Annotated in this window: 22 protein-coding genes and 1 pseudogene; 17 read left to right on the top strand and 6 right to left on the bottom strand. The window is 62.5% G+C overall.

Annotation, left to right across the window (positions count from 1 at the left end; translation table 11 throughout):
- Positions 1–215 precede the first annotated feature (215 nt).
- The 4 genes from phaC (D906_RS07425) (at position 216) to D906_RS07410 (ending at position 5,162) form a co-directional block, all read left to right on the top strand.
- Positions 216–1,895, top strand: coding sequence for a class II poly(R)-hydroxyalkanoic acid synthase (gene phaC, locus D906_RS07425; RefSeq protein ID WP_027614852.1), 1,680 nt, complete (start codon positions 216–218; stop codon positions 1,893–1,895).
- 62 nt (positions 1,896–1,957) lie between these two features.
- The gene (gene phaZ / locus D906_RS07420; RefSeq protein WP_019099360.1) at positions 1,958–2,809 is read left to right on the top strand and encodes a poly(3-hydroxyalkanoate) depolymerase; all 852 of its coding nucleotides are present in this window, start codon (positions 1,958–1,960) and stop codon (positions 2,807–2,809) included.
- A 42-nt stretch (positions 2,810–2,851) separates the two neighbouring features.
- Complete coding sequence (gene phaC, locus D906_RS07415) at positions 2,852–4,534, top strand: class II poly(R)-hydroxyalkanoic acid synthase (protein WP_027614851.1); 1,683 nt, start codon at positions 2,852–2,854, stop codon at positions 4,532–4,534.
- 13 nt (positions 4,535–4,547) lie between these two features.
- Complete coding sequence (locus tag D906_RS07410) at positions 4,548–5,162, top strand: TetR/AcrR family transcriptional regulator (protein WP_016712425.1); 615 nt, start codon at positions 4,548–4,550, stop codon at positions 5,160–5,162.
- Positions 5,163–5,313: 151 nt separating this feature from the next.
- On the opposite strand, the gene D906_RS07405 is transcribed toward D906_RS07410, so the two are convergent.
- Both D906_RS07405 and D906_RS07400 read right to left on the bottom strand, forming a co-directional pair.
- Positions 5,314–6,099, bottom strand: a complete 786-nt coding sequence (locus D906_RS07405; protein ID WP_027614850.1) for a phasin family protein — start codon at positions 6,097–6,099, stop codon at positions 5,314–5,316.
- Positions 6,100–6,109: 10 nt separating this feature from the next.
- Positions 6,110–6,529 carry a phasin family protein gene (locus tag D906_RS07400; RefSeq protein ID WP_016712427.1) on the bottom strand — a complete coding sequence of 140 codons (420 nt, stop codon included), beginning with the start codon at positions 6,527–6,529 and terminating at the stop codon, positions 6,110–6,112.
- 178 nt (positions 6,530–6,707) lie between these two features.
- Here D906_RS07400 and D906_RS07395 point away from each other — a divergent pair, with 178 nt between their 5' ends.
- On the top strand, positions 6,708–11,405 hold the full coding sequence (locus D906_RS07395) for a DUF6543 domain-containing protein (RefSeq protein WP_027614849.1): 4,698 nt from the start codon (positions 6,708–6,710) through the stop codon (positions 11,403–11,405).
- Positions 11,406–11,417: 12 nt separating this feature from the next.
- On the opposite strand, the gene D906_RS07390 is transcribed toward D906_RS07395, so the two are convergent.
- Positions 11,418–11,693, bottom strand: coding sequence for a polyhydroxyalkanoic acid system family protein (locus D906_RS07390; RefSeq protein ID WP_016712430.1), 276 nt, complete (start codon positions 11,691–11,693; stop codon positions 11,418–11,420).
- 124 nt (positions 11,694–11,817) lie between these two features.
- Here D906_RS07390 and ubiE point away from each other — a divergent pair, with 124 nt between their 5' ends.
- The 12 genes and pseudogenes from ubiE to D906_RS07335 all read left to right on the top strand — a co-directional run bounded on the left by ubiE (position 11,818) and on the right by D906_RS07335 (position 21,918).
- Positions 11,818–12,588 carry a bifunctional demethylmenaquinone methyltransferase/2-methoxy-6-polyprenyl-1,4-benzoquinol methylase UbiE gene (gene ubiE / locus D906_RS07385; protein ID WP_016712431.1) on the top strand — a complete coding sequence of 257 codons (771 nt, stop codon included), beginning with the start codon at positions 11,818–11,820 and terminating at the stop codon, positions 12,586–12,588.
- Entirely contained in the window at positions 12,588–13,211 is a 624-nt protein-coding gene (locus D906_RS07380; protein ID WP_019099357.1) for an SCP2 domain-containing protein, read from the top strand. The genes ubiE and D906_RS07380 overlap by 1 nt, the downstream gene beginning before the upstream one ends.
- Entirely contained in the window at positions 13,208–14,827 is a 1,620-nt protein-coding gene (gene ubiB, locus D906_RS07375; protein WP_025752338.1) for a ubiquinone biosynthesis regulatory protein kinase UbiB, read from the top strand. The genes D906_RS07380 and ubiB overlap by 4 nt, the downstream gene beginning before the upstream one ends.
- A gap of 72 nt (positions 14,828–14,899) precedes the next feature.
- Positions 14,900–15,292, top strand: a complete 393-nt coding sequence (hisI, locus tag D906_RS07370) for a phosphoribosyl-AMP cyclohydrolase (protein WP_003249284.1) — start codon at positions 14,900–14,902, stop codon at positions 15,290–15,292.
- A gap of 1 nt (position 15,293) precedes the next feature.
- Positions 15,294–15,629 carry a phosphoribosyl-ATP diphosphatase gene (locus D906_RS07365; protein ID WP_013974545.1) on the top strand — a complete coding sequence of 112 codons (336 nt, stop codon included), beginning with the start codon at positions 15,294–15,296 and terminating at the stop codon, positions 15,627–15,629.
- Positions 15,630–15,654: 25 nt separating this feature from the next.
- Positions 15,655–15,942, top strand: a complete 288-nt coding sequence (locus D906_RS07360; protein ID WP_016712434.1) for a twin-arginine translocase TatA/TatE family subunit — start codon at positions 15,655–15,657, stop codon at positions 15,940–15,942.
- 3 nt (positions 15,943–15,945) lie between these two features.
- Positions 15,946–16,323 carry a Sec-independent protein translocase protein TatB gene (tatB, locus tag D906_RS07355; RefSeq protein WP_016712435.1) on the top strand — a complete coding sequence of 126 codons (378 nt, stop codon included), beginning with the start codon at positions 15,946–15,948 and terminating at the stop codon, positions 16,321–16,323.
- On the top strand, positions 16,320–17,108 hold the full coding sequence (gene tatC / locus D906_RS07350; protein WP_016712436.1) for a twin-arginine translocase subunit TatC: 789 nt from the start codon (positions 16,320–16,322) through the stop codon (positions 17,106–17,108). The genes tatB and tatC overlap by 4 nt, the downstream gene beginning before the upstream one ends.
- Positions 17,105–17,812 carry a 16S rRNA (uracil(1498)-N(3))-methyltransferase gene (locus D906_RS07345; RefSeq protein ID WP_019098458.1) on the top strand — a complete coding sequence of 236 codons (708 nt, stop codon included), beginning with the start codon at positions 17,105–17,107 and terminating at the stop codon, positions 17,810–17,812. The genes tatC and D906_RS07345 overlap by 4 nt, the downstream gene beginning before the upstream one ends.
- Positions 17,813–17,858: 46 nt before the next feature.
- Positions 17,859–18,974, top strand: a pseudogene (locus tag D906_RS26995) (methyl-accepting chemotaxis protein); the annotation flags it as partial.
- Entirely contained in the window at positions 18,957–19,829 is an 873-nt protein-coding gene (locus D906_RS26990; RefSeq protein ID WP_371058789.1) for a methyl-accepting chemotaxis protein, read from the top strand. The pseudogene D906_RS26995 and the gene D906_RS26990, both read left to right, overlap by 18 nt.
- Positions 19,830–19,977: 148 nt before the next feature.
- Positions 19,978–21,918 carry a methyl-accepting chemotaxis protein gene (locus tag D906_RS07335; RefSeq protein WP_019098456.1) on the top strand — a complete coding sequence of 647 codons (1,941 nt, stop codon included), beginning with the start codon at positions 19,978–19,980 and terminating at the stop codon, positions 21,916–21,918.
- 107 nt (positions 21,919–22,025) lie between these two features.
- Here D906_RS07335 and D906_RS07330 read toward each other — a convergent pair whose 3' ends face one another.
- The 3 genes from D906_RS07330 to D906_RS07320 all read right to left on the bottom strand — a co-directional run bounded on the left by D906_RS07330 (position 22,026) and on the right by D906_RS07320 (position 24,592).
- The gene (locus D906_RS07330; RefSeq protein WP_025752329.1) at positions 22,026–22,760 is read right to left on the bottom strand and encodes an amino acid ABC transporter ATP-binding protein; all 735 of its coding nucleotides are present in this window, start codon (positions 22,758–22,760) and stop codon (positions 22,026–22,028) included.
- Positions 22,753–23,715, bottom strand: coding sequence for an amino acid ABC transporter permease (locus D906_RS07325; protein WP_016712441.1), 963 nt, complete (start codon positions 23,713–23,715; stop codon positions 22,753–22,755). Before D906_RS07325 ends, D906_RS07330 begins: the two co-directional genes overlap by 8 nt.
- 79 nt (positions 23,716–23,794) lie before the next feature.
- Complete coding sequence (locus D906_RS07320) at positions 23,795–24,592, bottom strand: transporter substrate-binding domain-containing protein (RefSeq protein ID WP_025752328.1); 798 nt, start codon at positions 24,590–24,592, stop codon at positions 23,795–23,797.
- Between the last annotated feature and the right edge of the window lie 211 nt (positions 24,593–24,803).

Genomic DNA, 24,803 nt, shown 5'->3' with positions numbered 1-24,803 from the left:
CTTGCAGACAGCCCAGTGAAGGGCTGTCTTGCGCATTACATGAAAGTCGGGTAACCAATGGGTATGGCAAGTTCCCTGCATCATTTTGCAGGCAGTCAGAACCCCCGCAGCACCGCTGTTCCTTATCACTGGTCACCCGAGTAGCAGTACCGGGCTCAGGGCTGTGCTCCTGCCACAGCAACCGGTACTCGTCTCAGGACAACGGAGCGTCGTAGATGAGTAACAAGAACAACGATGAGCTGCAGCGGCAGGCCTCGGACAATACCTTGGGGCTGAACCCGGTCATCGGCATTCGCCGCAAGGACCTGTTGAGCTCGGCACGTACCGTGCTGCGCCAGGCCGTGCGCCAACCGCTGCACAGCGCCAAGCATGTGGCCCACTTTGGCCTGGAGCTGAAGAACGTGCTGCTGGGTAAATCCAGCCTGGCCCCGGAAAGCGACGACCGTCGCTTCAATGACCCGGCCTGGAGCAACAACCCGCTGTACCGCCGCTACCTGCAAACCTACCTGGCCTGGCGCAAGGAGCTGCAGGACTGGATTGGCAACAGCGACCTGTCACCGCAAGACATCAGCCGCGGCCAGTTCGTCATCAACCTGATGACCGAAGCCATGGCACCGACCAACACCCTGTCCAACCCGGCAGCGGTCAAACGCTTCTTCGAAACCGGAGGCAAGAGCCTGCTCGACGGCCTGTCCAACCTGGCCAAGGACATGGTCAACAACGGCGGCATGCCCAGCCAGGTGAACATGGACGCCTTCGAAGTGGGCAAGAACCTGGGCACCAGTGAAGGTGCCGTGGTGTACCGCAACGATGTACTGGAGCTGATCCAGTACAGCCCCATCACCGAACAGGTGCATGCCCGCCCGCTGCTGGTGGTACCACCGCAGATCAACAAGTTCTACGTGTTCGACCTGAGCCCGGAGAAGAGCCTGGCGCGCTACTGCCTGCGCTCGCAGCAGCAAACCTTCATCATCAGCTGGCGCAACCCGACCAAGGCCCAGCGCGAGTGGGGCCTGTCCACTTACATCGATGCGCTCAAGGAAGCGGTCGATGCCGTGCTGGCCATTACCGGCAGCAAGGACCTGAACATGCTCGGTGCCTGCTCCGGCGGCATCACCTGCACCGCGCTGGTAGGCCACTATGCCGCCCTCGGTGAGAACAAGGTCAATGCCCTTACCCTGCTGGTCAGCGTGCTGGACACCACCATGGATACCCAGGTTGCACTGTTCGTCGACGAGCAGACCCTGGAGTCTGCCAAGCGCCACTCCTATCAGGCCGGCGTACTGGAAGGCAGCGACATGGCCAAGGTGTTCGCCTGGATGCGCCCCAACGACCTGATCTGGAACTACTGGGTCAACAACTACCTGCTCGGCAACGAGCCGCCCGTATTCGACATCCTGTTCTGGAACAACGACACTACACGCCTGCCGGCCGCCTTCCACGGCGACCTGATCGAAATGTTCAAGACCAACCCGCTGACCCGACCGGACGCCCTTGAAGTGTGCGGCACTCCGATCGACCTGAAGAAAGTGCAGTGCGACATCTTCAGCGTTGCCGGCACCGCCGACCACATCACCCCGTGGCAGTCGTGCTACCGCTCAGCGCACCTGTTCGGTGGCAAGATCGAGTTCGTGCTGTCCAACAGTGGCCATATCCAGAGCATCCTCAACCCGCCAGGCAACCCCAAGGCACGCTTCATGACCGGTGCCGATCGCCCGGGTGACCCGGTGGCCTGGCAGGAAAACGCCACCAAGCATGCCGACTCCTGGTGGCTGCACTGGCAAAGCTGGCTGAGCGAACGTGCCGGGGAGCTCAAAAAGGCGCCGACCCGCCTGGGCAACCGCGCCTATGCCGCTGGCGAAGCCTCACCGGGTACCTACGTTCACGAGCGTTGAGTGGCCTTGCCGTGGCCGCCACGGGCGCGCCACGGTGCTTTTTTCACCGAAGAGTCGAACGCATGCCGGAACCCTACATCTTCAGGACCGTCGAACTGGACGATCAATCCATTCGCACTGCCGTCCGCCCGGGCAAGCCGCACCTGACACCGTTGCTGATTTTCAACGGCATCGGCGCCAACCTGGAGCTGGTGTTCCCGTTCATCGAAGCACTGGACCCGGACCTTGAGGTCATCGCCTTCGATGTGCCCGGGGTGGGCGGTTCGTCCACACCGCGTCATCCCTATCGCTTTCCGGGGCTGGCCAAGCTGACCGCGCGCATGCTCGATTACCTGGACTACGGCCAGGTCAGCGCCATCGGCGTGTCCTGGGGCGGCGCCTTGGCCCAGCAGTTCGCCCATGACTACCCGGAGCGCTGCAAGAAGCTGGTGCTGGCCGCCACTGCCGCCGGCTCAGTCATGGTGCCGGGCAAGCCCAAAGTGTTGTGGATGATGGCCAGCCCCAGGCGCTACGTGCAGCCCTCCCATGTCATCCGCATCGCGCCGATGATCTATGGCGGCGCTTTCCGGCGCGACCCGGACCTGGCCATGCACCATGCGTCCAAGGTCCGCTCTGGCGGCAAGATGGGTTATTACTGGCAACTGTTCGCAGGCCTGGGCTGGACGAGCATCCACTGGCTGCACAAGATCCACCAGCCGACCTTGGTGCTGGCCGGTGATGACGACCCGCTTATTCCGCTGATCAACATGCGCCTGCTGGCCTGGCGGATTCCCAACGCCCAGCTACACATAATCGACGATGGTCACCTGTTCCTGATTACCCGGGCCGAGGCCGTCGCACCGATCATCATGAAGTTTCTCCAGGAAGAACGTCAGCGCGCGGTCATGCACCCGCGCCCCGCCTCCGGCGGTTGATTGTCGCTGCCCGGAAAACGGGTAAGACGAGGGAGTGTTGCCATGACAGACAAACCGGCCAAAGGAACGAAAACGCTCCCCGCCACCAGCATGAACGTACAGAACGCCATACTCGGCCTGCGCGGGCGTGACCTGGTGTCGACCCTGCGCAGGGTGGGCCGCCACGGCTTGACCAACCCGCTGCATACGGCGCGGCACCTGCTGGCACTCGGCGGCCAGCTGGGCCGCGTGATGCTGGGCGACTCGCCCTACCAGCCCAACCCCCGCGACGCCCGCTTCAGCGACCCGACCTGGAGCCAGAACCCGTTTTACCGCCGTGGCCTGCAGGCCTACCTGGCCTGGCAGAAGCAGACCCGCCAATGGATCGACGAAAGCCACCTGGACGACGATGACCGGGCCCGCGCGCACTTTCTGTTTGGCTTGATCAATGACGCCCTGGCGCCTAGCAACTCGCTGCTCAACCCGCTGGCAGTAAAGGAACTGCTCAATACCGGCGGGCAAAGCCTGGTGCGTGGCGTGGCCCACCTGCTCGACGACCTGCGCCATAACGACGGCCTGCCGCGCCAGGTGGACGAACGCGCTTTCGAGGTCGGTGGCAACGTCGCTGCTACGCCCGGCGCAGTGGTGTTTCGCAACGAGCTGCTGGAACTGATCCAGTACAAGCCGATGAGTGAAAAACAGCACGCCAGGCCCTTGCTGGTGGTGCCGCCGCAGATCAACAAGTTCTATATCTTCGACTTGCAGGCACACAACAGCTTCGTCCAGTACATGCTCAAGAACGGCCTGCAGGTGTTCATGGTCAGTTGGCGCAACCCCGACCCTCGTCACCGCGAGTGGGGGCTGTCCTCGTATGTGCAGGCCTTGGAAGAAGCGCTCAACGCCTGCCGCAGCATCAGTGGCAACCGCGACCCCAACCTGATGGGCGCCTGCGCCGGCGGGCTGACCATGGCCGCGCTGCAGGGGCATCTGCAGGCCAAGCGCCAACTGCGCAGGGTGCGTAGCGCCACGTACCTTGTCAGCCTGCTGAACAGCAAGTTCGACAGCCCGGCCAGCCTGTTCGCCGACGAGCAGACCGTCGAGGCCGCCAAGCGTCGCTCGTATCAACGGGGGGTGCTGGACGGCGGCGAGGTGGCCAGGATTTTCGCCTGGATGCGCCCCAACGACCTGATCTGGAATTACTGGGTCAACAACTACCTGCTGGGCAAGACGCCGCCAGCGTTCGACATCCTTTACTGGAACGCCGACAACACACGCCTGCCGGCAGCCCTGCACGGCGACTTGCTGGACTTCTTCAAGCACAACCCGCTGACCCACCCCGCAGGCCTTGAAGTGTGCGGCACGCCCATCGACCTCAAGCAGGTCGACCTGGACAGTTTCACCGTAGCCGGCAGCAACGATCACATCACACCGTGGGATGCCGTGTATCGCTCGGCCTTGCTGCTCGGTGGCGACCGGCGCTTCGTGCTAGCCAATAGCGGGCACATCCAGAGCATCATCAACCCGCCGGGCAACCCAAAGGCTTACTACCTGGAAAACCCCAAGCTTTCGGGCGACCCGCGCGCCTGGTTCTACGAAGCCAAACGCAGCGACGGCAGCTGGTGGCCGTTGTGGCTGGAATGGATCACGCCACGTTCCGGCCCGCTCAAGGCGCCCCGTACCGAACTGGGCAACAGCACGTATCCACCGCTCGGCCCGGCGCCAGGCACCTATGTCCTGACCCGATGAGCCTGACGACTGGATGAAGACCCGCGACCGTATCCTCGAATGCGCCCTGCAACTGTTCAACCAGCAGGGCGAACCGAACGTTTCCACGTTGGAGATTGCCAACGAGCTGGGCATTAGCCCCGGCAACCTGTACTACCACTTCCACGGCAAGGAGCCGTTGGTGCTGGGCCTGTTCGAGCGCTTCGAAGAAGCGCTGATGCCCCTGCTCGACCCGCCGCTGGAGGTGCGCCTGGATGCCGAGGATTACTGGCTGTTCCTGCACCTGATCGTCGAGCACATGGCCCAGTACCGCTTCCTGTTCCAGGACCTGTCCAACCTGACCGGGCGCCTGCCCAAGCTGGCGCGTGGCATGCGCAGCCTGATCAACGCGCTCAAGCGTACGCTGGCGGCGTTGCTGGCGAGCCTCAAGGGCCAGGGGCTGGTGGAGAGTGAGACCCAGGCGTTGGGGCAGTTGGTGGAGCAGATCACCCTGACGCTGATGTTCTCGCTGGATTACCAGCGGGTGCTGGGGCGCGAAGGGGATGTGGGGATTGTGGTGTATCAGGTGATGATGCTGGTTGCGCCGCATTTACAGGCACAGGCGCGAGCGGCAGCGGAGCAGTTGGCGGTGCGGTATCTGGAGGGGTAACAATGATGCCAGCCAAGTAAGTACTCCAGTTTGACTGGGGCTGCTTTGCAGCCCTTCGCGGGCTCGCCCGCTCTCACAGGGATCGCACAAACCAAGGGTTCTGCGATAAACCTGTGGGAGCGGGCAAGCCCGCGAAGCAGGCGACGCGGTATCAGATCAGGGTACCGGTGCCCGTTGGTGCCGACGGCGTGCTGCTGGCCGGGGCTGCAACAGGTGCCGGTGCTGCGGTAGCGGCCGGGGCGGCGCTGGCCGTTGGGGCTGCTGGCTTGGCGGCTGCCGGTTTGGCCGGGGCTTTTTTCACCGCAGGCTTCTTCGCCGCAGCAGGCTTGGCCGCTGCCGGTTTGGCGGCTGGCTTGGCCGCCGCCACCTTGGCCGCAGGCTTGGCAGCCGGTTTTGCCGCTGTGGTTTTAGCTGCCGGTTTGGCCGCCGCCGTTTTCGCCGCAGGTTTAGCTGCCGCTTTGCCCAGTGGCTTGGCCGCCGCCTTGCTCGCAGCCGGCTTGGCAGCAGCGGTGCGCGACGAAATCGGCGTAACCGAAGCACCGGTCAGCTTCTCGATCTGCTTGGTCAGGCTGTCCACCTGCTGGTGCAGGGCCTTGATCTCGTTGCGGCTCGGCACACCCAGGCGCGAGATGGCGCTGTTCAGGCGCTTGTCAAAAGCCTCTTCGAGTTCGCTCCATTTGCCCAATGCACGGTCCTTCACGCCAGACACGCGCGAAGTGGTGGAGGACTTGGCGGTTTCGGCCACGTCTTCAGCGGTTTTCTTCGCCTGCTTCTCGGCCTTCTCGCCATCCTTCACCAGCGAGTCGAACAGCTTCGGGCCGTCCTGGTCGATCTTCGAATAGATACCCAGCCCCGCCAGCCAGATCTTGCGGGAGTATTTCTCGATCCCGCCGACCCAGGAGCTGCCTTCTTTTTCGGTGTTCTTCTTGCCAGCCATCCTGCTCTCCTTATGGTTTGTGCGCGACGCGCTCAAGCAGCTCGTGCAACTGTTCAAGCTTGATCGACAGCGCCTCAACGTCATGTTTAGACGGAATGCCCAGGCGATTCAAGGCGCGCCCTACCCGTGCGTCGAAAGCTTTTTCGATCTTGTCGAGTTGAATTTCTACCTTGCCGCGTACGCGACTGACTTCTTCAGCCGCTTCGTCGATCTGGTTGTTGGCAGCATCGAGCTCTTTGTCGATGCGTTTCTTGCCACGCTTCTCGACGCCTTCGCCGGCCTTGACCAGCTCCTGAAAGTAGTCGGAGCCTTCCTGGCCCACCCGCGCATAAGCGCCGATGCCAGCCAGCCAGATCTTGCGCGCGTAGCCGCGCACCTCGCCCAGCGTGCCCGGGGCATCGTCCTTTTTCTTCACAGTCGCTTTGGCCATGCTCTGTACCTCATGCTCATGAGTGGAGGAGGAACCGCCCATGGAGGTTGGGCTTGAGCATAAGGTAGGGCCTGGAATTAGAATCTTCACCCTAAGATGGCCGCGCTGACTTATCTACCGCAGCGGCTTCAGGTTAACGCTTCAGCATTCGGCTCCCCTTTGACCGGAGCCTGATGCCATGCCCCAATCACTGCCCTCGCCATCTGTGTCCTTCAAGCATCTGGTAGCGACGCAGTTCGCCAGCCGCCCCGGCCTGCGCGAAGTCGTGGCCAGCGCTGGTTTCGACGCACTCGCAGCACGCTACCCATGGACCCGCAAGAACCACCCGCAGCTGCAATCCCTGACCGGTTTCAGCATCCTGCATGATCTGGATGAAGGACCACCGACTCCGCCAGGCAACCTGGTGGATACATTGCTCGAACATTTCCTCAGCGGCCAACCCATGGCGCTCAAGCCCACGGACCAACTCAGCCTGAACCCACCCGCCATCTTTCGTCCCCAGCATGTTGCGCCGGCCATCGATATCCGCATGGCCGACCTGAACACTGACTACGACGATGTGCTTGCAACCCTTTCCGAGACCTTTCAACAGGCGCAGGTCAGTTTCTGGAACAGCCGCGACGGTGATTCAGATGTAACCCGCCTGCGTTGGATGCAGCAGGTTCTCAAGGCCGCACTGCTCGGCACCCTTGAACGCCAGGGCCTGGACAGCGATCAGAAGGCCCTGCTGTACGCCATTCTCGCTCAAGCCGGCACAGAGGCAAACGTGCAGGGGTTGCAGGTTTCACTCGCCAGCCCAGGCAGCACGGTTCACGAGGTAATACCGGACCTGCTCATCACCGGCAATCAAAATGCGCGCGATCTGGTCTTGTGGTGCAAGCCCTCAGGCACCGTGCGCGGCTTCAACGGGATCACTGCGTTCACCACCGCCCTGCGCGACGAGCTTTCAGAGCATCATACGTTCGACACGATGTCCTGGGCCTGCACGGCATTGACCGAAGACCCGTTCAGCTATCAGGCTCGGCAATTGCTCAACGGCCTGCTGCAAAAAATTGACCGGGTGCAGCTTGGCGCCATCGAACACGTTGCCGATCTGGAAGCGCTCTTCAACACGCTGAGTGACCCCTCATCGATATTCCCGGCGTGCTTCCACCTCGTGCAATCGACACCCGCGATCCCGCTGCCTGACTGGCTCGAGAGCGCCACCGTGACTGACCGTTTTCAGTACCACACGGCACTGCTGAAGCTGTCGGCAGGGCAAATGCTGGCGCAAGGTGAAACCTCCCTGGACGGGATCGAAACCCTGCAGCAATACACGGTTCGTCGCCTGCGTGAGCAAATGCGCGATGACCACCCGAACCAGCAACCGTGCAACCCAGACCAGGTGCTGATCACAATTTCACAAGTTGTACAGATGTCCTCCGTGGGGCCCGCAAAGCTTGAATACCTGAAAACCATCAGCCTGACCGAGCTGGCCATCTCACGCCTGCAATTGGGTAGCGACCAGGTGGCCTCGGCTATTCAATTGGCCGGGCAACAGCCGACAAGCAGCTGGATGGACCTTGACTATGTCAACGCACTGATCGTTGCCGTGGATGTCGGTGGCCAGTATCCGCAGTTTGTCCACGACCAGTTGCAGACGAGCACTGACATCGACAAACGGCGCCAGCGCTTTGCCGAAGAATGGCGCAATGCCTTACTGCTGAGCGCATTACACGCCAAGATCGCGGGGCAGCTGAGCGAACGCAACTGGCAGGTCGTCGCAGATTTTTGCCACCGTGAAGCCCACTCGGGCACATCGCTGAAGATGGGGCCTCTGTCGTTCAGCAGCGTGCCGGGTGGCCCAAAGGCAAACCGGGTGCATGCCATGTTCGTCATCGAGGTGTCCGCCACCGGGGCCTGGATACTCTACCGGCCTATGTATGCCACGCAGGCCATCAGACAGTTCGACAGCCGCAATCAATTGATGACCGCCATCCGGACCGAACAAGCCCTGCAGCAGGACATCCTCACCTGGCTGGATGACGACGCCCGCCCTATTTATGCCAATCATGGTTTTACCCATCCGCATCTGCATGCCGGTCTCAATGAACTGGCGCATCTGGTGGGGCCAGGATCGGCAATGACCGCTGACACGATCGAGCGCTTGAGGGCGCCTGTCAGCTTGGCCTTCACTCCATGGTCGGGCAACCTGGACAATTCGATGTATGAAGCCAGGGCTGACATGCTCGTGTTGCTGGCCTCATGGCAGAGCATCTCCAACGCCCAGCAACGCTGGGCCCTGGTCAGGCAGTTCGCATGGCTGGCGTTCAATACGGCGGCGCCCTTGCTGCGAGGGCCTGCAGGTTTGCTGGCCTGGCTGGTCACAGCCTTGCTCAGTATCAAGGACGACCTGGTCACATTGACCCAAGGCAGCAACGACGAAAAGTGGCTCGCCGGTGCCGACCTCCTGCTGAACCTGGCCATGTTGCTAGCCCATGGGCCCGCTACCGCCAGCCCCGAGATGGAACTGCCCATTCAGCCCGGACCGCGCAGAGTTTCCAGCCCAACTGTAACGCAGCCGCCCGAGAAATCAGCCTGGGTCCCTGTCACCGAGCAACCCGGGCCTGCTGCGCTCAACGTCAGCCAATGGGGCCGCGACCAGCGGCTCGGCAACCTGCCGCGTGAAGCCCGTGTGGCGCTCAACACCTTACGCGCCAAGGCCAACCTCAACGGGCAAAATGCAGTGGCCAACGGCCGAATGCGAGGCCTGTACAAGGTTGACGACCGCTACTATGTGAAACTGCAGGATGTTGCCTATGAGGTCGAAGAGACCTATAGCGGCATGCGCATCATCGGACCGGAAGTCAGCCAGAGTGAATGGTCACAGACGTGGGGCGCAGAACCTGACGGTTACTACATTGTCGGCCGCGAACGCGCCCGTGGACCTTGGCTGACGCGCTGGAACGGCGAATGGATGCTCGACCTGCACCTGCCGGGCGGGATGCCGAAAGCGACCAAGGTGCTGATTGATGAAAAGAAACAAGCTTTCACGAGAATGCTGGAAAGCCGCGCGGCAAATGACAAAAAACTCACCAGCATGGAAACGTTCCTCAATGGCTATCTGGAACGGGTAAAACCGTATGACGAGGCACACCTGGCATTCCAGCAATCCCTGGATGCCAACCCCGGCGTAGACCTTGGCGACCTGCCAGAGGAACTGCAGATACGACGACAGGCACTACAGGCACTGCGCAACGAGGCGCGTGCGATCTTTGATGTGCTGGCCCTTACCTACGAAAAACAGGCCACTCTGATAAGGGATCAAGCGCAGCTTTTCGCCAGCATGAGTGACCCGAAATACGCCAGGCTCGACCCAAACGCAACTGCCTCCTATGCCCGTGGGCAGTGGTGGGAGCAGTTGCTCGCCGCCGACGTGCAGCAGTTCCGACGCCTGCTCGAAATGAATGACTATGGGGCACTCAAAGACCAATCGCGCCGGCTCGTACAGCTGCCTTTTGGCCACGAGCAGACCCAGCTGTACCTGGATTACAGCAAGAACGTCGAGGCAGCACTGGCAACCCATAGACGCCTCTTCAACGTCAGCCAACGCCTCGACCAAAACCTCAGCGAAGCGCTGACAGATGGGCAGATCCAGTTCTCTGGCAAGCGCAAGAAGCTTGATGCCATTATCAACAACCGGCGCTATTCGACGCTGATTGTCCGAGCCCAGATCCTCAGCGACCTGTATCAGTTGGTCGTGAACAGAGACCGGCTAACCGCTGAGAACTTCGAAAGCACCCTGCTCTCACAGAAAACCCTGCGCAGCAAACATCTGCATGAAGCGCTGCTGAGCCATGACAGCCTGGCTGCAGCCGGCCTGAAGCCAGAGGAGCAGAAAGAGCCGCTGGAGAGCGCACTGAGCGAATACAAGCTGTCACTGGGCAATGCCGAGTATCTGCTTTCGCGCAACCTGCCGGCAGTGGACAGCGGCAAGCTCAATGAATACATCGCTGAACTGCAAGCACTGATAAACCTGACCGAGAATGACCTGGGCGTGATCTCTGCTGCGGCCGACACGCAGGCTGCAGTGCCCGAAAAGCCTGTGACGCACAGGGTGCGCCCCGTCAGACGCAAGGTGATCCGCACCAACCGGGGCAGATCACTGGTTGTCGAGCAGGCTGATGAAAACAGCGAAGCCGTGCAGATCGACCCGCTGACCGAACACACCGTTGCGCGCTATCAGCAACAAGCAGATCACTGGGAGGCCGTGGCGCAAGTTGCGACGGTAACGGACTACGCTCGCCTTCGCCGCACCGGTAACGACCTGCTGGCCCAGAAAACCGCCAGGGTCGCTTACGCTGCCCGCCACCTGGAAGGTCCCAACAGTCTGGCGGACCAACTCGACTTCTATATTCAGGACATGGCGGACATCGCTGCTACTTTGCGTACCGGCCCGGATCAAGGGCATTCACTGGCCGCCAGGCTGGAACAGGCAATAACCGAGGTACAAGCAGAAAAAAAGCGCTTGTTGACCACGGCTTACCTGGACACCCAGCACCCGGACAGCAAAGCGTTGCGTTTCCTGATAGAGGCCGGCGAAGTCGAGGTCAGGCTGACCAGAAGCCGCAAGAGGCTCAAGGCCAACGATTTTCTGGATGTGTATGACATTTATCGGCTGCAGCCCAGAGCCAAGCTCTGGGAAGCTCATTTTCATTACACCAGCGCCACTGCCAATGCCCGGCGGTTTGCCAAAGGGCATTTGAAGTTCCCGGACGCCATGAGCCGCGACGAGCGGTTACAACGGGTTCTGGCGCCCTCGGAGCGCTATCAGATCTATCGGGGTGACCTGCGCCTGGAGCAGATCGAGGACCTTGTCCCGTTCCCCGACAACTGAGCGCAGCGGGCGTCAGGCCAGTGCCTTGTCCAGCGCCCGCTCTATTTCACCTTTGATGGTGCCGCTCATCATCGACAGCATCATGCCCAGCTTCAGCTCCACACGGATGCTGTCCTCGCCAATGTGCACGCTACCGTTGGCGCCGCTGCGCGCCACATCGACCCGGTCACCGTTCCAGGTGGCCTTGAGGTCGTATTCGCGGCTGAGCTTGTCGACCAGGGCTTCGGCCTTGGCGCGGGCGGCATCGCGGCCGAGGGAGTGTTTGCGTTCGACGCTGATCTGGGTCATGCGGGTGTTCCTGAAGATGTAGACATAATCGGCATTATGCCCGCCCCTGCCCACTGGCACACCCCGCCAAGACAAATCCGCCCGTTCGCCCTAGAATGGCGGTAATTTTTTCCGGTGAAGCGATATGAACGACCAGCGCAAAGGCGAACACGCCGAACCCACCACCCATTTCGGCTACCAGGACGTCCCTGAAAGCCAGAAGGCGAAGAAAGTCGCCGAAGTGTTCCACTCGGTGGCCGCCAAGTACGACCTGATGAACGACGTGCTGTCCGGCGGCATGCACCGCCTGTGGAAGCGCTTTACCATCGAGCTGTCGGGCGTGCGCAGCGGCAACCGCGTGCTGGATATCGCCGGTGGTACCGGCGACCTGGCCGCCAAGTTCTCGCGCCTTGTAGGTCCGACCGGCCAGGTGGTGTTGGCCGACATCAACGATTCGATGCTCAAGGTCGGCCGTGACCGCCTGCTCGACCGTGGCGTGGCCGGCAACATCGAGTTCGTCCAGGCCGACGCTGAAAAGCTGCCGTTCCCGGACAACCACTTCGATTGCGTGACCATCGCCTTCGGCCTGCGCAATGTCACCCACAAGGACGAAGCCATCCGTTCGATGCTGCGCGTGCTCAAACCCGGCGGCCGCCTGTTGATCCTGGAGTTCTCCAAGCCGACCAACAAGCTGATGTCCAAGGCCTACGACGCCTACTCGTTCGCCTTCATGCCACTGGCCGGCAAGCTGATCACCAACGACTCGGAAAGCTACCGTTACCTGGCCGAATCGATCCGCATGCACCCGGACCAGGAAACCCTGAAGAGCATGATGGTCGAGGCCGGTTTCGACCGCGTCACCTACCACAACATGACCAGCGGCATCGTTGCCGTACACCGGGGGATCAAGCCCTGATGCTGCTGGCCGGGCTGCTCGCCAGCGTCGAACATGGCCTGAACCGCATCCTGCGCATGGACAGCACGGCCCTGCCGCGCCTGGCCTCGCTGGATGGCAAGGTCATCGAGATCGACTGCCGCCAACCGGCCCTGCAGGTCTTCATCCTGCCCGATGGAGAAGGCCTGATGCTGGCCGCGCACTGGCAGGGCGAAGTCGACTGTAGCCTGCGCGCCCCGGCTGGCAGCCTGGCGCAACTGGCCCTGGCCAAAGACAAGACCGCCGTGCTGCACAGCCCGCAGGTGGAGCTGCATGGCGACAGCGCCGTACTGCTGGACCTGTTCGGCGTGCTGCAAGACCTTGAGCTGGACTGGGAGCACGAGCTGCAACGCTGGCTTGGCCCGGTCGCCACGGCCATGCTGGCAGGCCATATCCGCCTGCGTGCACGCTGGACCCGCCAGGGCCTGGCGCGCTTCAGCCAGAACCTGTCCGAGTACCTGGCTGAAGAGTCCCGCACCCTGGTGGGCAAACGCGAAGCCGAAGCCGCCTTCAGCGAACTCGATGCCCTGAAGCTCGACACAGAACGCCTCGAGGCGCGCCTCAAGCGCCTCTCCCGATCCCTTGATACCAGCGATAACGCATGAAGCTGCTCGCCGTCCGCCGTCTTTTTCGCATCCAGCGTGTGGTGATCCGCTACCGTCTCGATGACCTGCTGTTCGACCTGCCGCTGCCCTGGTGGCTGATGAGCCTGCGCCTGCTGATGCCGTGGCGCTGGCTGCCACGCAAGCCGTCCGAGCTGAGCCGTGGGGCGCGCCTGCGCCTGGCACTGCAGGACCTGGGGCCGATCTTCATCAAGTTCGGCCAGTTGCTGTCCACCCGTCGCGACCTGCTGCCCAACGACATCGCCGATGAGCTGATGCTGTTGCAGGACCGTGTACCGCCGTTCGACCCCAAGCAGGCCGTGGCCTTGATCGAGGCACAGCTGGGCGCCCCGGTGGCGCAGCTGTTCAGCCGCTTCGACGTGGAGCCACTGGCCTCGGCCTCGGTGGCCCAGGTACATGCTGCACGTCTCAAGACCGGCGAAGAAGTGGTGGTCAAGGTCGTGCGCCCGGGCCTGAAGCCGGTCATTGCCCAGGACCTGGCCTGGCTGTTCCTGATCGCCAAGGCCGCCGAACGCGCCTCGGCCGATGCCCGCCGCCTGCACCCGGTGGAAATCGTCGGCGACTACGAAAAAACCATTTACGACGAGCTCGACCTGCTGCGCGAAGCGGCCAACGCCAGCCAGCTGCGGCGCAACTTCGAAGGCTCCGAGCTGATGTACGTGCCCCAGGTGTACTGGGACCTGTGCCGCCCCAAGGTGCTGGTGATGGAGCGCATCTACGGCGTGCCGGTGACCGACATGGCCACCCTGGCCGACCAGCGCACCGACATGAAACTGCTGGCCGAGCGTGGCGTGGAAGTGTTCTTCACCCAGGTGTTCCGCGACAGCTTTTTCCATGCCGACATGCACCCCGGCAACATTTTCGTCAGCACCGTAAAACCGTGGAGCCCGCAGTACATCGCTATCGATTGCGGCATTGTCGGCAGCCTCACCGCCGAGGACCAGGACTACCTGGCGCGCAACCTGATTGCCTTCTTCAAACGTGACTACCGCCGTGTCGCCCAGCTGCATATCGACTCGGGCTGGGTACCGGCACACACCAAGGTCAACGAATTCGAAGCGGCGATCCGCACCGTGTGCGAACCGATCTTCGAAAAACCGTTAAAGGATATTTCCTTCGGTCAGGTGCTGATGCGCCTGTTCCAGACCGCGCGGCGCTTCAACATGGAAGTGCAGCCGCAGTTGGTGCTGCTGCAAAAGACCCTGCTCAACATCGAAGGCCTGGGCCGCCAGCTGTACCCCGACCTGGACCTGTGGAGCACCGCCAAGCCGTACCTGGAACGCTGGATGCGCGACCGCTACAGCCCCAAGGCGATGTTCGGCAACATCCACAGCCAGGTCGAGCAACTGCCACACCTGGCCGACATGGCCCGCGACCTGCTAGAACGCCTGTCTCAGCCGCACCTGCACGACCCGCAACTGCCGGAACGGCGCCGCCAGGGCGACCGCTGGGCACTGCGCCTGCTGGGCGCCGGCCTGCTCGGTGGTGGTGCGGTGCTGGCCGCTGGCGCCGCCGAAACCGCCAGCCTGGCCGCCCCGGCTGCGTGGCCGGCCTGGCTGATGCTGGCCGCAGGCCTTTACCTGATCGTACGCCAATAGCCAGCCGCGCCCGTGGCTGGCACACTAGCGCAAAGGGCCCGGTACAGGAGCGGGCCCGTTTTGGAGTCGACGATGAAAGACTGGCTGGACGAGATCAAGTGGAACAGCGATGGCCTGGTACCGGCAATCGCCCAGGACCACAAGACCGGACGCGTGCTGATGATGGCCTGGATGAACCGCGAATCGCTGGCACTTACCGCCGCCGAGCAACGCGCCATCTACTGGTCGCGTTCGCGTGGCAAGCTGTGGCGCAAGGGTGAGGAATCCGGGCATGTGCAAAAGCTGCATGAGCTGCGCCTGGACTGCGACGCCGACGTGATCATCCTGATGGTCGAGCAACTGGGTCATATCGCCTGCCATACCGGCCGTGAAAGCTGCTTCTACCGTGTGTACGAAGACGGCCAGTGGAAAATCGTCGACCCGGTCCTGAAGGACCCGGATGCCATCTACAGCGCAGGACACTGACATGAGCGACACCCTCAACCGCCTGGCCGAAGTGCTTGAAGAACGCAAGCAAGCAGCGCCTGACAGCTCCTACGTGGCCAGCCTGTACCACAAGGGCCTGAACAAGATCCTCGAAAAGCTCGGCGAAGAATCGGTCGAGACCATCATCGCGGCCAAAGATGCTGCCGTGAGCAAGGATTACAGCGATGTCATCTACGAAACCGCCGACCTGTGGTTTCATAGCCTGGTGATGCTCAGCGCGCTGGGACAGCATCCACAAGCCGTGCTCGATGAGCTGGAGCGCCGTTTCGGGCTGTCCGGGCACGATGAAAAGGCCGCGCGACAGCCTTCGGCTTGAGCACAACGCATTCTAGGAGAGCACCATGGGTATTTTTGACTGGAAACACTGGATCGTCCTGCTGGTCGTCGTGGTCCTGGTGTTCGGCACCAAAAAGCTGAAAAACTTCGGCAGCGACCTGGGCGAGTCGATCAAGGGCTTCCGCAAAGCCATGAACGACGAAGAGAACAAGCCGGCCGAGCAAACCCCGCCGCCTGCCCAACCGGTGCCACCGGTGCAGGCGCCTCACCAGCAGAGCACCGCGCAGCCGCAGCAAGGCCACACCATCGAAGGCCAGGCCCAGCCGGTCCAAGAGCCACAGCGGAAAGACTGACCCATGTTCGGCATCAGTTTCAGCGAGCTGCTGCTCGTCGGCCTGGTCGCTCTGCTGGTGCTCGGCCCCGAGCGCCTGCCGGGTGCCGCGCGCACGGCAGGCCTGTGGATCGGCCGGCTCAAGCGCAGCTTCAACAGCATCAAGATGGAAGTGGAGCGCGAAATCGGCGCCGACGACATCCGCCGCCAGCTGCACAACGAGCACATCCTGCAGATGGAAGAGGAAGCCAAGCGCATCCTCAACCCGCTGACGCCACCTGCACAGCCGCCGGTGACCACGGCCAGCGTGCAGCCACCTGCCGGGCTGGAAGCCAGGCCGGTCGAGCCGCCTGCCGCCCCGGCCACGCCTTCTGAACCGCCTCAACCGCCGCGAGCCCCATGAGCGAGATCCCGGAACACGACCAGCCGATGCCGCTGGTTTCGCACCTGACCGAACTGCGCACCCGCCTGCTGCGGTGCGTTGCCGTCATTTTCCTGATCTTTGCCGGGCTGTTCTCCTTCGCCCAGCAGATCTACACACTGGTCTCGGCGCCGCTGCGCGAGCACTTGCCGGCCAATGCGACGATGATCGCCACCGACGTGGCCTCGCCGTTCCTCACGCCGTTCAAGCTGACCATGATCGTGTCGCTGTTCCTGGCGATCCCGTTCATCCTGCAGCAGATCTGGGGCTTTATCGCACCCGGGCTGTACCGCCATGAAAAGCGCATCGCCATTCCGTTGCTGGTGTCGAGCATCTTCCTGTTCTATGCCGGCATGGCGTTCGCCTATTTCCTGGTGTTCCCGCTGATCTTCGGCTTCTTCGCCAGCGCCACGCCGGAAGGTGTGTCGATGATGACCGACATCGCCAGCTACCTCGACTTCGTGATGACGCTGTTCTTCGCCTTTGGCGTGGCCTTCGAAATCCCGGTAGCGGTGGTGCTGCTGGTGTGGATCGGCGTGGTCGACGTGAAGTACCTGAAGAAGATCCGCCCCTACGTGATCATCGGCTGCTTCGTGGTCGGCATGGTGCTCACCCCGCCGGATATCTTCTCCCAGACCCTGCTGGCCGTGCCCATGTGGCTACTGTTCGAGGTGGGTGTGCTGTGCGGCAGTATGATCCGCAAACGCAGCGCCCATGACGAAACTGCCGACGACCATAACGACCAGCCACCTGCGACCCAACCGTGAACCTGTTGCTTCTTGAAGAGGCCGACTTCGTTTCGGCCGACCGCGTCGTTCTCGCTGACCGGCGCTTCACCCACATGCAGGATATCCACCGCGTGGCGGTGGGCGACAACCTGCGCGTGGGCCGTATCGGCGGCCTGATGGGCAAGGCCACGGTGCTGCGGCTGGAAAAGCACGAAGCCGAGCTGGAAGTTGCGTTTGACCAACCGCCGCCGGCCAAGCTGCCGCTGACCCTGGTGCTGGCGGTGCCGCGGCCGAAAATGCTACGTCGGCTGTTCCAGACCGTGGCCACCCTGGGCGTGCCACGCCTGATCCTGGTGAACAGCTACAAGGTCGAGAAAAGCTTCTGGCAAACGCCCTTCCTTCAGCCCGAAAGCATTCGCGAAAACCTGATCCTTGGCCTGGAACAGGCGCGCGACACCGTGCTGCCCGAAGTCATCATTGAAAAACGCTTCAAGCCCTTCGTCGAAGACCGCCTGCCCGCCATCGCTGCTGGCACCCTGGGCCTGGTCGGCCACCCTGGCCCCTACCCCGCCTGCCCCCGTGCCGTGGAGCAAGCCGTTACCCTGGCCATCGGCCCCGAAGGCGGCTGGATCCCCTACGAGGTCGACCTGCTGGGCAAGGCCGGGCTGGCGCCGGTGCAGCTGGGTGAGCGCATCTTGCGGGTCGAGACTGCGGTAACAGCGCTGCTTTCGCGTATTTTCTGACGCAAACGCCGTTTTTTAGCCCATCAAGTTTCCCTCTCCCAGGCCGATGCCTTGGCAATACAACAACTATTTGTACTGCCAAGTCGCCAGGGAGTCGTACATGTATCAATGGTTAGCCCAATCGCTGGGCAATGTGAGCGTCAATCGCAAACTTGGGCTGGGCTTCGGCCTGGTGCTGCTGTTGACCCTGGCTATTACCCTGACCGGCTGGCACGGCATGGACAGCATCATCGACCGTGGCGACAAGCTGGGGAACATCTCGGTCATCCAGCAGTACACCCAGGAACTGCGCATTGCTCGCCAGCACTACGAGCGCCGGCGTGACGATGCCTCAGTGGCCGAGCTTGAAAAGGCCTTGGCCAACCTCGACCGCCAGGTACAGCTGATGCTCGGGCTGATCGAGCACCCCGCCGATCGCCAACGCCTGGAGCAGCAGCGCGAAGCCGTGCGCACCTACCAGCAGGCATTCAACGAGCTGAAGCAGGCCGGCCAGCGCCGCGAAGCCAGCCGTGACGTGCTCGGCGACAGCGCCGACAAGGCAGCGGAACTGATCGGCCGCGTGCAGCGAGGGCTGCAGCAAGGTGGCGATATCAACCAGTACCAGCATGCGGTGGATGTGAGCGCCCTGCTGCAGCAGGCACGTTTTCAGGTGCGCGGCTACACCTACAGCGGCAACGCCGACTTCCAGCAAACGGCGTTGAAGGCCATCGACCAGGCGCTGGCCGAACTGCGTGCACTGCCGTCCAAGGTGCCTGCCGAACATGCCGCCAGCCTGGACGATGCCGCCACAGCCATGGCTGGCTACCGCGATGCAGTCATCCAGTTCGGCAATGCCCAGACCGCCAGCGAGCAAGCCCTGCAACGCATGGCCGAACAAGGCACGGTACTGCTGCAGACCAGCCAGGCGATGACCACGTCTCAAACCGAGGTGCGCGACGCCGCTGCAGCCCAGGCCAAAACCCTGCTCGCGCTCGCCACCGTGCTGGCCCTCGCCTTCGGCCTGGTGGCCGCCTGGGCCATTACTCGGCAGATCATCATCCCGCTGCGCCAGACCCTGCGCGCCGCCGAACGTGTGGCCAATGGCGACCTGACCCAGAGCCTGCCCGTACAGCGCCGCGACGAACTGGGCCAGTTGCAGGCCAGCATGCAGCGCATGACCCAAGGCCTGCGCGAGTTGATCGGCGGCATTGGCGACGGCGTAACGCAGATCGCCAGCGCCGCCGAACAGCTCTCTGCCGTCACCGAGCAAACCAGCGCCGGGGTCAACAACCAGAAGGTCGAGACGGATCAAGTGGCGACCGCCATGAACCAGATGACCGCCACTGTGCATGAAGTGGCGCGCAACGCCGAGCAGGCCTCGGAAGCCGCCCTGATGGCCGACCAGCAAGCCCGCGAAGGTGACCGGGTGGTGGGCGAGGCCGTGGCGCAGATCGAGCGCCTGGCGGGCGAAGTGGTCAACTCCAGCGAAGCGATGAACCAGCTCAAGGCCGAGAGTGACAAGATCGGCAGTGTGCTCGACGTGATCAAGTCGGTGGCCCAGCAAACCAACCTGTTGGCCCTGAACGCGGCAATCGAAGCCGCCCGTGCCGGCGAGGCCGGGCGTGGCTTTGCCGTGGTGGCCGACGAAGTGCGCAGCCTGGCCCAGCGCACCCAGCAGTCGACCGAAGAGATCGAAGAACTGATTGCCGGCCTGCAAAGTGGCACCCAACGGGTGGCCACTGTGATGGACAACAGCCGCCAGCTGACCGACAGCAGCGTCGAGCTGACCCGCCGCGCCGGCAGTTCGCTGGAAACCATCACCCGGACCGTGTCGTCGATCCAGGCGATGAACCAGCAGATTGCCACGGCTGCTGAAGAACAGACGGCCGTGGCCGAAGAGATCAACCGCAGCGTGATGAATGTGCGGGACATTTCCGACCAGACCTCAGCAGCCAGTGAAGAGACGGCCAGCTCCAGCGTGGAGCTGGCGCGGCTGGGCACCCACCTGCAGGGGTTGGTGGGGCGGTTCAGGCTCTAAACGAGGACCGGAAGAGCCTTCCTACATACCGCGGCGAAATTTCCTACCTGATTATCAGGTCAAGTCCTACAGCTCCGCAGCCGATTGGCAGAGGTGTAATGCCGGCAATACGCCTGCATGCCCTCCCCCAATCGCACGGAGACTTCCCATGCTCGGCTACCTCAACCGCAAGCTCGGCAACCTCAATGTCGCCGCCAAGCTGGCCCTCGGCTTCGCCGTGGTCCTGCTGCTCACCCTGGCCACCACCATCAGCGGCTGGCGTGCACTTGATGGCGCCATCAACCGCTCGCAACAGCTCAGTGAAATTGGCCAGATCAACGATCTGGTCAAAGACCTGCGTGCCGAGCGCATCACCTTCCGCGTACTCAGCGACGACACCAGCAAGGCACGTATCCAGCAGGCCATCGAGCAACTGGAGCGCATGCTGAGCACGTTGCAGCAACGCAGTAACGTTGACGAATCCCGTCAGTTGCTCACACAAAAACTGCAATTGCTGCAACAGCTGCGCGAAGACTTCACCGAGCTGCAAAGCACCGTCGCCAGCCGCACGGCACTGCGCCAGGCCATGCAAGCGCAAGCGCTCAAACTGGACGATGTCATCGACGACTTGCAGACCCAAGCCTTGCTGACGATGTCTGAGAGTCAACAAGGCAGCGCGCTGGGCCTGATGGAAAGCCTCGGTCGCCATGTCGAAGGCGCCAACCAGCAAAGCCTTGTACCGGCCTACACCTTCTCGCCCGTCGAGGCGTTCGCCAAGGTCGGCGACGAGGCACTGGACGCCGCCGACAAGAGCCTTGAGCAACTGCTAAAGGCATTGGCCCCACTGAGCTTGCCACGATCACTGACCGAGCAGCCCGGCGTCGAGTTGGCCAAGTACCGGGCCAGCCTGGATCAGTACCGCCGCGCAGCGGTGCGCGCCGAGCAGCTGCAGGGCAGCATGGAAAAAATGGGCGACGAACTGGGCGTGGCGAGTGTCGAACTGGCCGGGCGCAAAGTTGAACAACGGGACAGCGAAGCCCTGGCTGCCCGCTCGCTGCTGACCAGCGTGGCATTGCTGGCCATGGTGCTTGGGGTGATAGCCGCCTGGCTGATTACCCTGCAGATCACCCAGCCACTACGTCAGACACTGGCCGTGGCCGTGCGCATCGCCAAGGGTGACCTGAGCCAGGTTGACACCGTGCAACGCCGCGACGAAATGGGCCAGCTGCAAACCAGCATGCGCGAAATGACCTTGAGCCTGCGCGAGCTGATCGGGGGCATCGACCAGGGTGTCGGCCAGCTGTCACAGGCCGCCACACAGCTGGCGACCAGCAGCGAGGACACCAAGCTGCGCATCAACCAGCAGCGTGAGGAAACCGACCAGGTAGCCACTGCCATGAACCAGATGAGTGCCACCGTGCAGGAAGTGGCACAGAACGCCGAGCAGGCCTCGCTCGCCGCGACCAACGCCGACCAGCAGGCGCAACTGGGCGACCAGGTGGTAGCCGAAGCCATCGGCCGTATCGAGCAACTGGCCGGGCAAATGGACCATTGCCTGACGGCCATGCAGCACTTGGCGGGCGAAAGCCAGCGGATTGGCAGCATCCTCGATGTGATCAAGTCGGTGTCCGAACAGACCAACCTGCTGGCCCTGAACGCGGCGATCGAAGCGGCACGGGCCGGTGAAGCCGGGCGTGGCTTTGCCGTGGTGGCCGACGAGGTACGCGGCCTGGCCCAACGCACCTCGACAGCGACCGAGGAGATTGGCCAACTGATCGACAGCCTGCACAACGGCACTGACGAAGTGACCCGCTTGCTGGACAGCAGCAAGAACCTGACCGAGCAGAGCGTGGAACTGAGCCGCCGCGTCGGGGATGCACTGAGCCAGATCACCGACACGGTGTCGAGCATTCAGGGCATGAACCAGCAGATCGCCACGGCCAGCGAGGAACAGAGCGTGGTGGCCGAGCAGATCAACCGAAGCGTCATCAGCGTGCGGGATGCGTCAGATCAGACCAGTGCGGCCAGTGAGCAGACGGCGGCTTCGAGTGGGGAGTTGGAGCAACTGGGGCAGCAGTTGAGGGGGATGGTCGGGCGATTCAGCATTTGAGACCGGGTCACCCTCTTCGCGGGACAAGCCCCACAAGTCAATCACCAGCCTTGAGGGCGGTGCAGCACTTGTGGGAGCGGGGTTGTCCCGCGAAAGGGCCGGTGCGGTTACAGCACCTGGCGCAGGAAGGCCTGGGCCCTTGGGTCTTTCGGCGCCGCAAAGAAGGCGGCCGGGGCCGAGTCTTCCAGCAGCTTGCCATGGTCGAAGAACAGCACCCGGTCCGCCACTTCGCGGGCGAAGCCCATTTCGTGGGTGACGCAGACCATGGTCATGCCTTCCTGGGCCAGGGTCTTCATTACGTCCAGCACTTCGCCGACCATTTCCGGGTCGAGCGCCGAGGTGGGCTCGTCGAACAGCATCACTTTCGGGTCCATCGCCAAGGCGCGGGCAATCGCTACCCGCTGCTGCTGGCCACCGGACAGGCGCGACGGGAATTCGTTGGCCTTCTGCGCAATACCCACTTTTTCCAGCAGCGCACGGGCCTTGGCTTCACGCTCGGCCTTGTTGCGCTTGCGCACCACCTTCTGCGCCAGGCACAGGTTTTCCAGCACGGTCATGTGCGGGAACAGGTTGAAGTGCTGGAACACCATGCCCACTTCGCGGCGGTAGGCGTTGATGTCGGTCTTGGGGTCGGCCAGTTGCAGGCCGTCGATGGCCACATGGCCTTCGTCGAAATGCTCCAGGCCGTTCAGGCAGCGCAGGAAGGTCGACTTGCCCGAGCCCGATGGGCCGAGCACCACCACCACTTCGCCTTTGGCGACCTGGGTGGTGACGTTATCCACCGCCCGTACCACCTGGCCACGGGTGTCGAAGACTTTCAGCAGGTCACGGACTTCAATCACTTTGCGCAAGCCTCCGCTCGAGCCGGCTGGCAATGTGCGACAGCGGCAGGTTGATCAGCAGGTACAGACCTGCCACGCAGAACCAGATCTCGAACGTCGAGAACGAGGTGGTGATGGCCTCACGGCCGCTCTTGGTCAGTTCGGTAATGGCAATTACCGACACCAGCGAGGTGTCCTTGACCAGGCTGATGAACTGGCCGGCCAGCGGCGGCAGCACGCGTTTGAACGCCTGCGGCAAGATGACATGACGCATCGACTGGCCGGCGTTCAGGCCCAGCGAGCGGGCCGCTTCGTTCTGGCCCTTGGCAATGGACTGCACACCGGCACGGACGATTTCGGCCACATAGGCGCCAGTGAACAGCGCCAGCGCTGCCACCCCGGCAAACTCGCGGGAGAGGTTGAGCACGGTGCCGATGAAGAAGTAGAAGATGAAGATCTGTACCAACAGCGGCGTGCCGCGCACCAGTTCGACATAAACGGTCGACAGGTCGCGCAGGGTCGGGTTGTTCGACAACCGGCACAGGCCGGCGAACAGGCCGATCACCAGCCCCAGTGCCCCGGACACCACCGAAATCCACAAGGTGGTCCACAGGCCCCAGGCCAGCGGGCCCGCTGCCCAATGGCGGGTTACGCCTATCGCGTCGCCTTCGGCAACATCGTCGCCACGGCTCAGTTGCAGGCTGTCCTTGGCGACATCGAGTACTTGTTCCGCGCCGCTTTCATCCTTCAGCGTGACGCGCGCGTTATCGCCAGAGACGACGATGTCCTGCACGGTACCGTAATTGGCTGCGCGCTGCGTTTCCTCGGCCTTGTAGGCGAAGTACTGCGGTACGCGGTTCCAGCGCCACTCGTAGGAAATCATCGAGGTGGCCATGTACAGGCTGAACGCCAGGCCCACCAGAACCAGGGCCGTCAGCCCATGCCAGGGCCACTGGGCTTTCTTGTGTTTGATCACGTGGGGTACTTCCGTAAATGCGAACGCGCAGGGTTTGCCTGCGCGTCGGGGTCATAAAGCCGGGCTTGTGGCCTGGGCCTTATTCCATTTCCTTCAGCCAGTCCTTGTTCTTGAACCACTTGTCGTGAATACGATCGTAGGTCCCGTCATGCTTGATCTGGTGCAGGAAGTTGTTGATGAAGTTGATGCTGTCGTAGTCGCCTTTCTTCAGGCCGAAGGCCAGCGGCTCGTAGGTGAAGGGTTCTTCGAGGAACAGCAGCTTGCCAGCGCCGGCTTTTTCTACGGCCACCACGTTATACGGCGCATCATAGACAAAGGCGTCAGCCTTGCCGTTGACGACGTCCATCACCGCTTCCTGCTCGTTGTCGTAGCCGTGGTACTTGGCTTTGCCGATCAGCTTCTTGGAAACCATCTCGCCGGTGGTGCCGAGCTTGGAGGTAAGGCGGTACTTCTCGTTGTTCAGGTCCTTGTACGACTTGATCTCGCCAGCCAGTTCCTTGCGGATCAGCAGGGTCTGACCAACCACGATGAAGGGTTCGCTGAAGTTCAGACGCAGGTTGCGTTCCTGGGTCAGGGTCATGCCGCTGCCGATCATGTCGAACTTGTCGGTCAGCAGGGCCGGGATGATGCCGTCGTAGGCGGTGGATACGGCCTCGAACTTGACGCCCATGGACTTGGCCATGGCTTTGAGGATATCGACTTCGAAGCCGATGATTTCGCCACGCTTGTTGGTCATCTGGAACGGCATGTAGGTCGGGTCCATGCCCACCCGCAGGGTGCCGCGCTTGACTGCATCATCGATGGCGCCGGCCTGGGCCGCTGTCACGGCGACCAGGGCGGTAACACCGACCAGCAGTCGCGAAAGGTATTTCTTGATCATCACCAAGTCCCCTAGCAAGAAAAGTAGCGAATCTTATTGTGTTGGCACGGCCGTACTGGCCGAGGCGTCGTATCGGAATGGGATGCTAACGCATGGCGGCTCGGGGACCTAGAGCCGGGGGGGACTTTGTTGGCCAAAATCGGATTGTGGCCGAAGAATCGAGCGCCGCTTGCGCGGCGCATCGCGAGCTACGCTCGCTCCTACGGGT

This window comes from Pseudomonas sp. LAIL14HWK12:I1, from assembly GCF_003202095.1.
GTDB classification, from domain to species: domain Bacteria; phylum Pseudomonadota; class Gammaproteobacteria; order Pseudomonadales; family Pseudomonadaceae; genus Aquipseudomonas; species Aquipseudomonas monteilii.
Note: the sequence above shows the minus strand (reverse complement) of the source record. Positions and strands in the feature narration are given on the sequence as shown.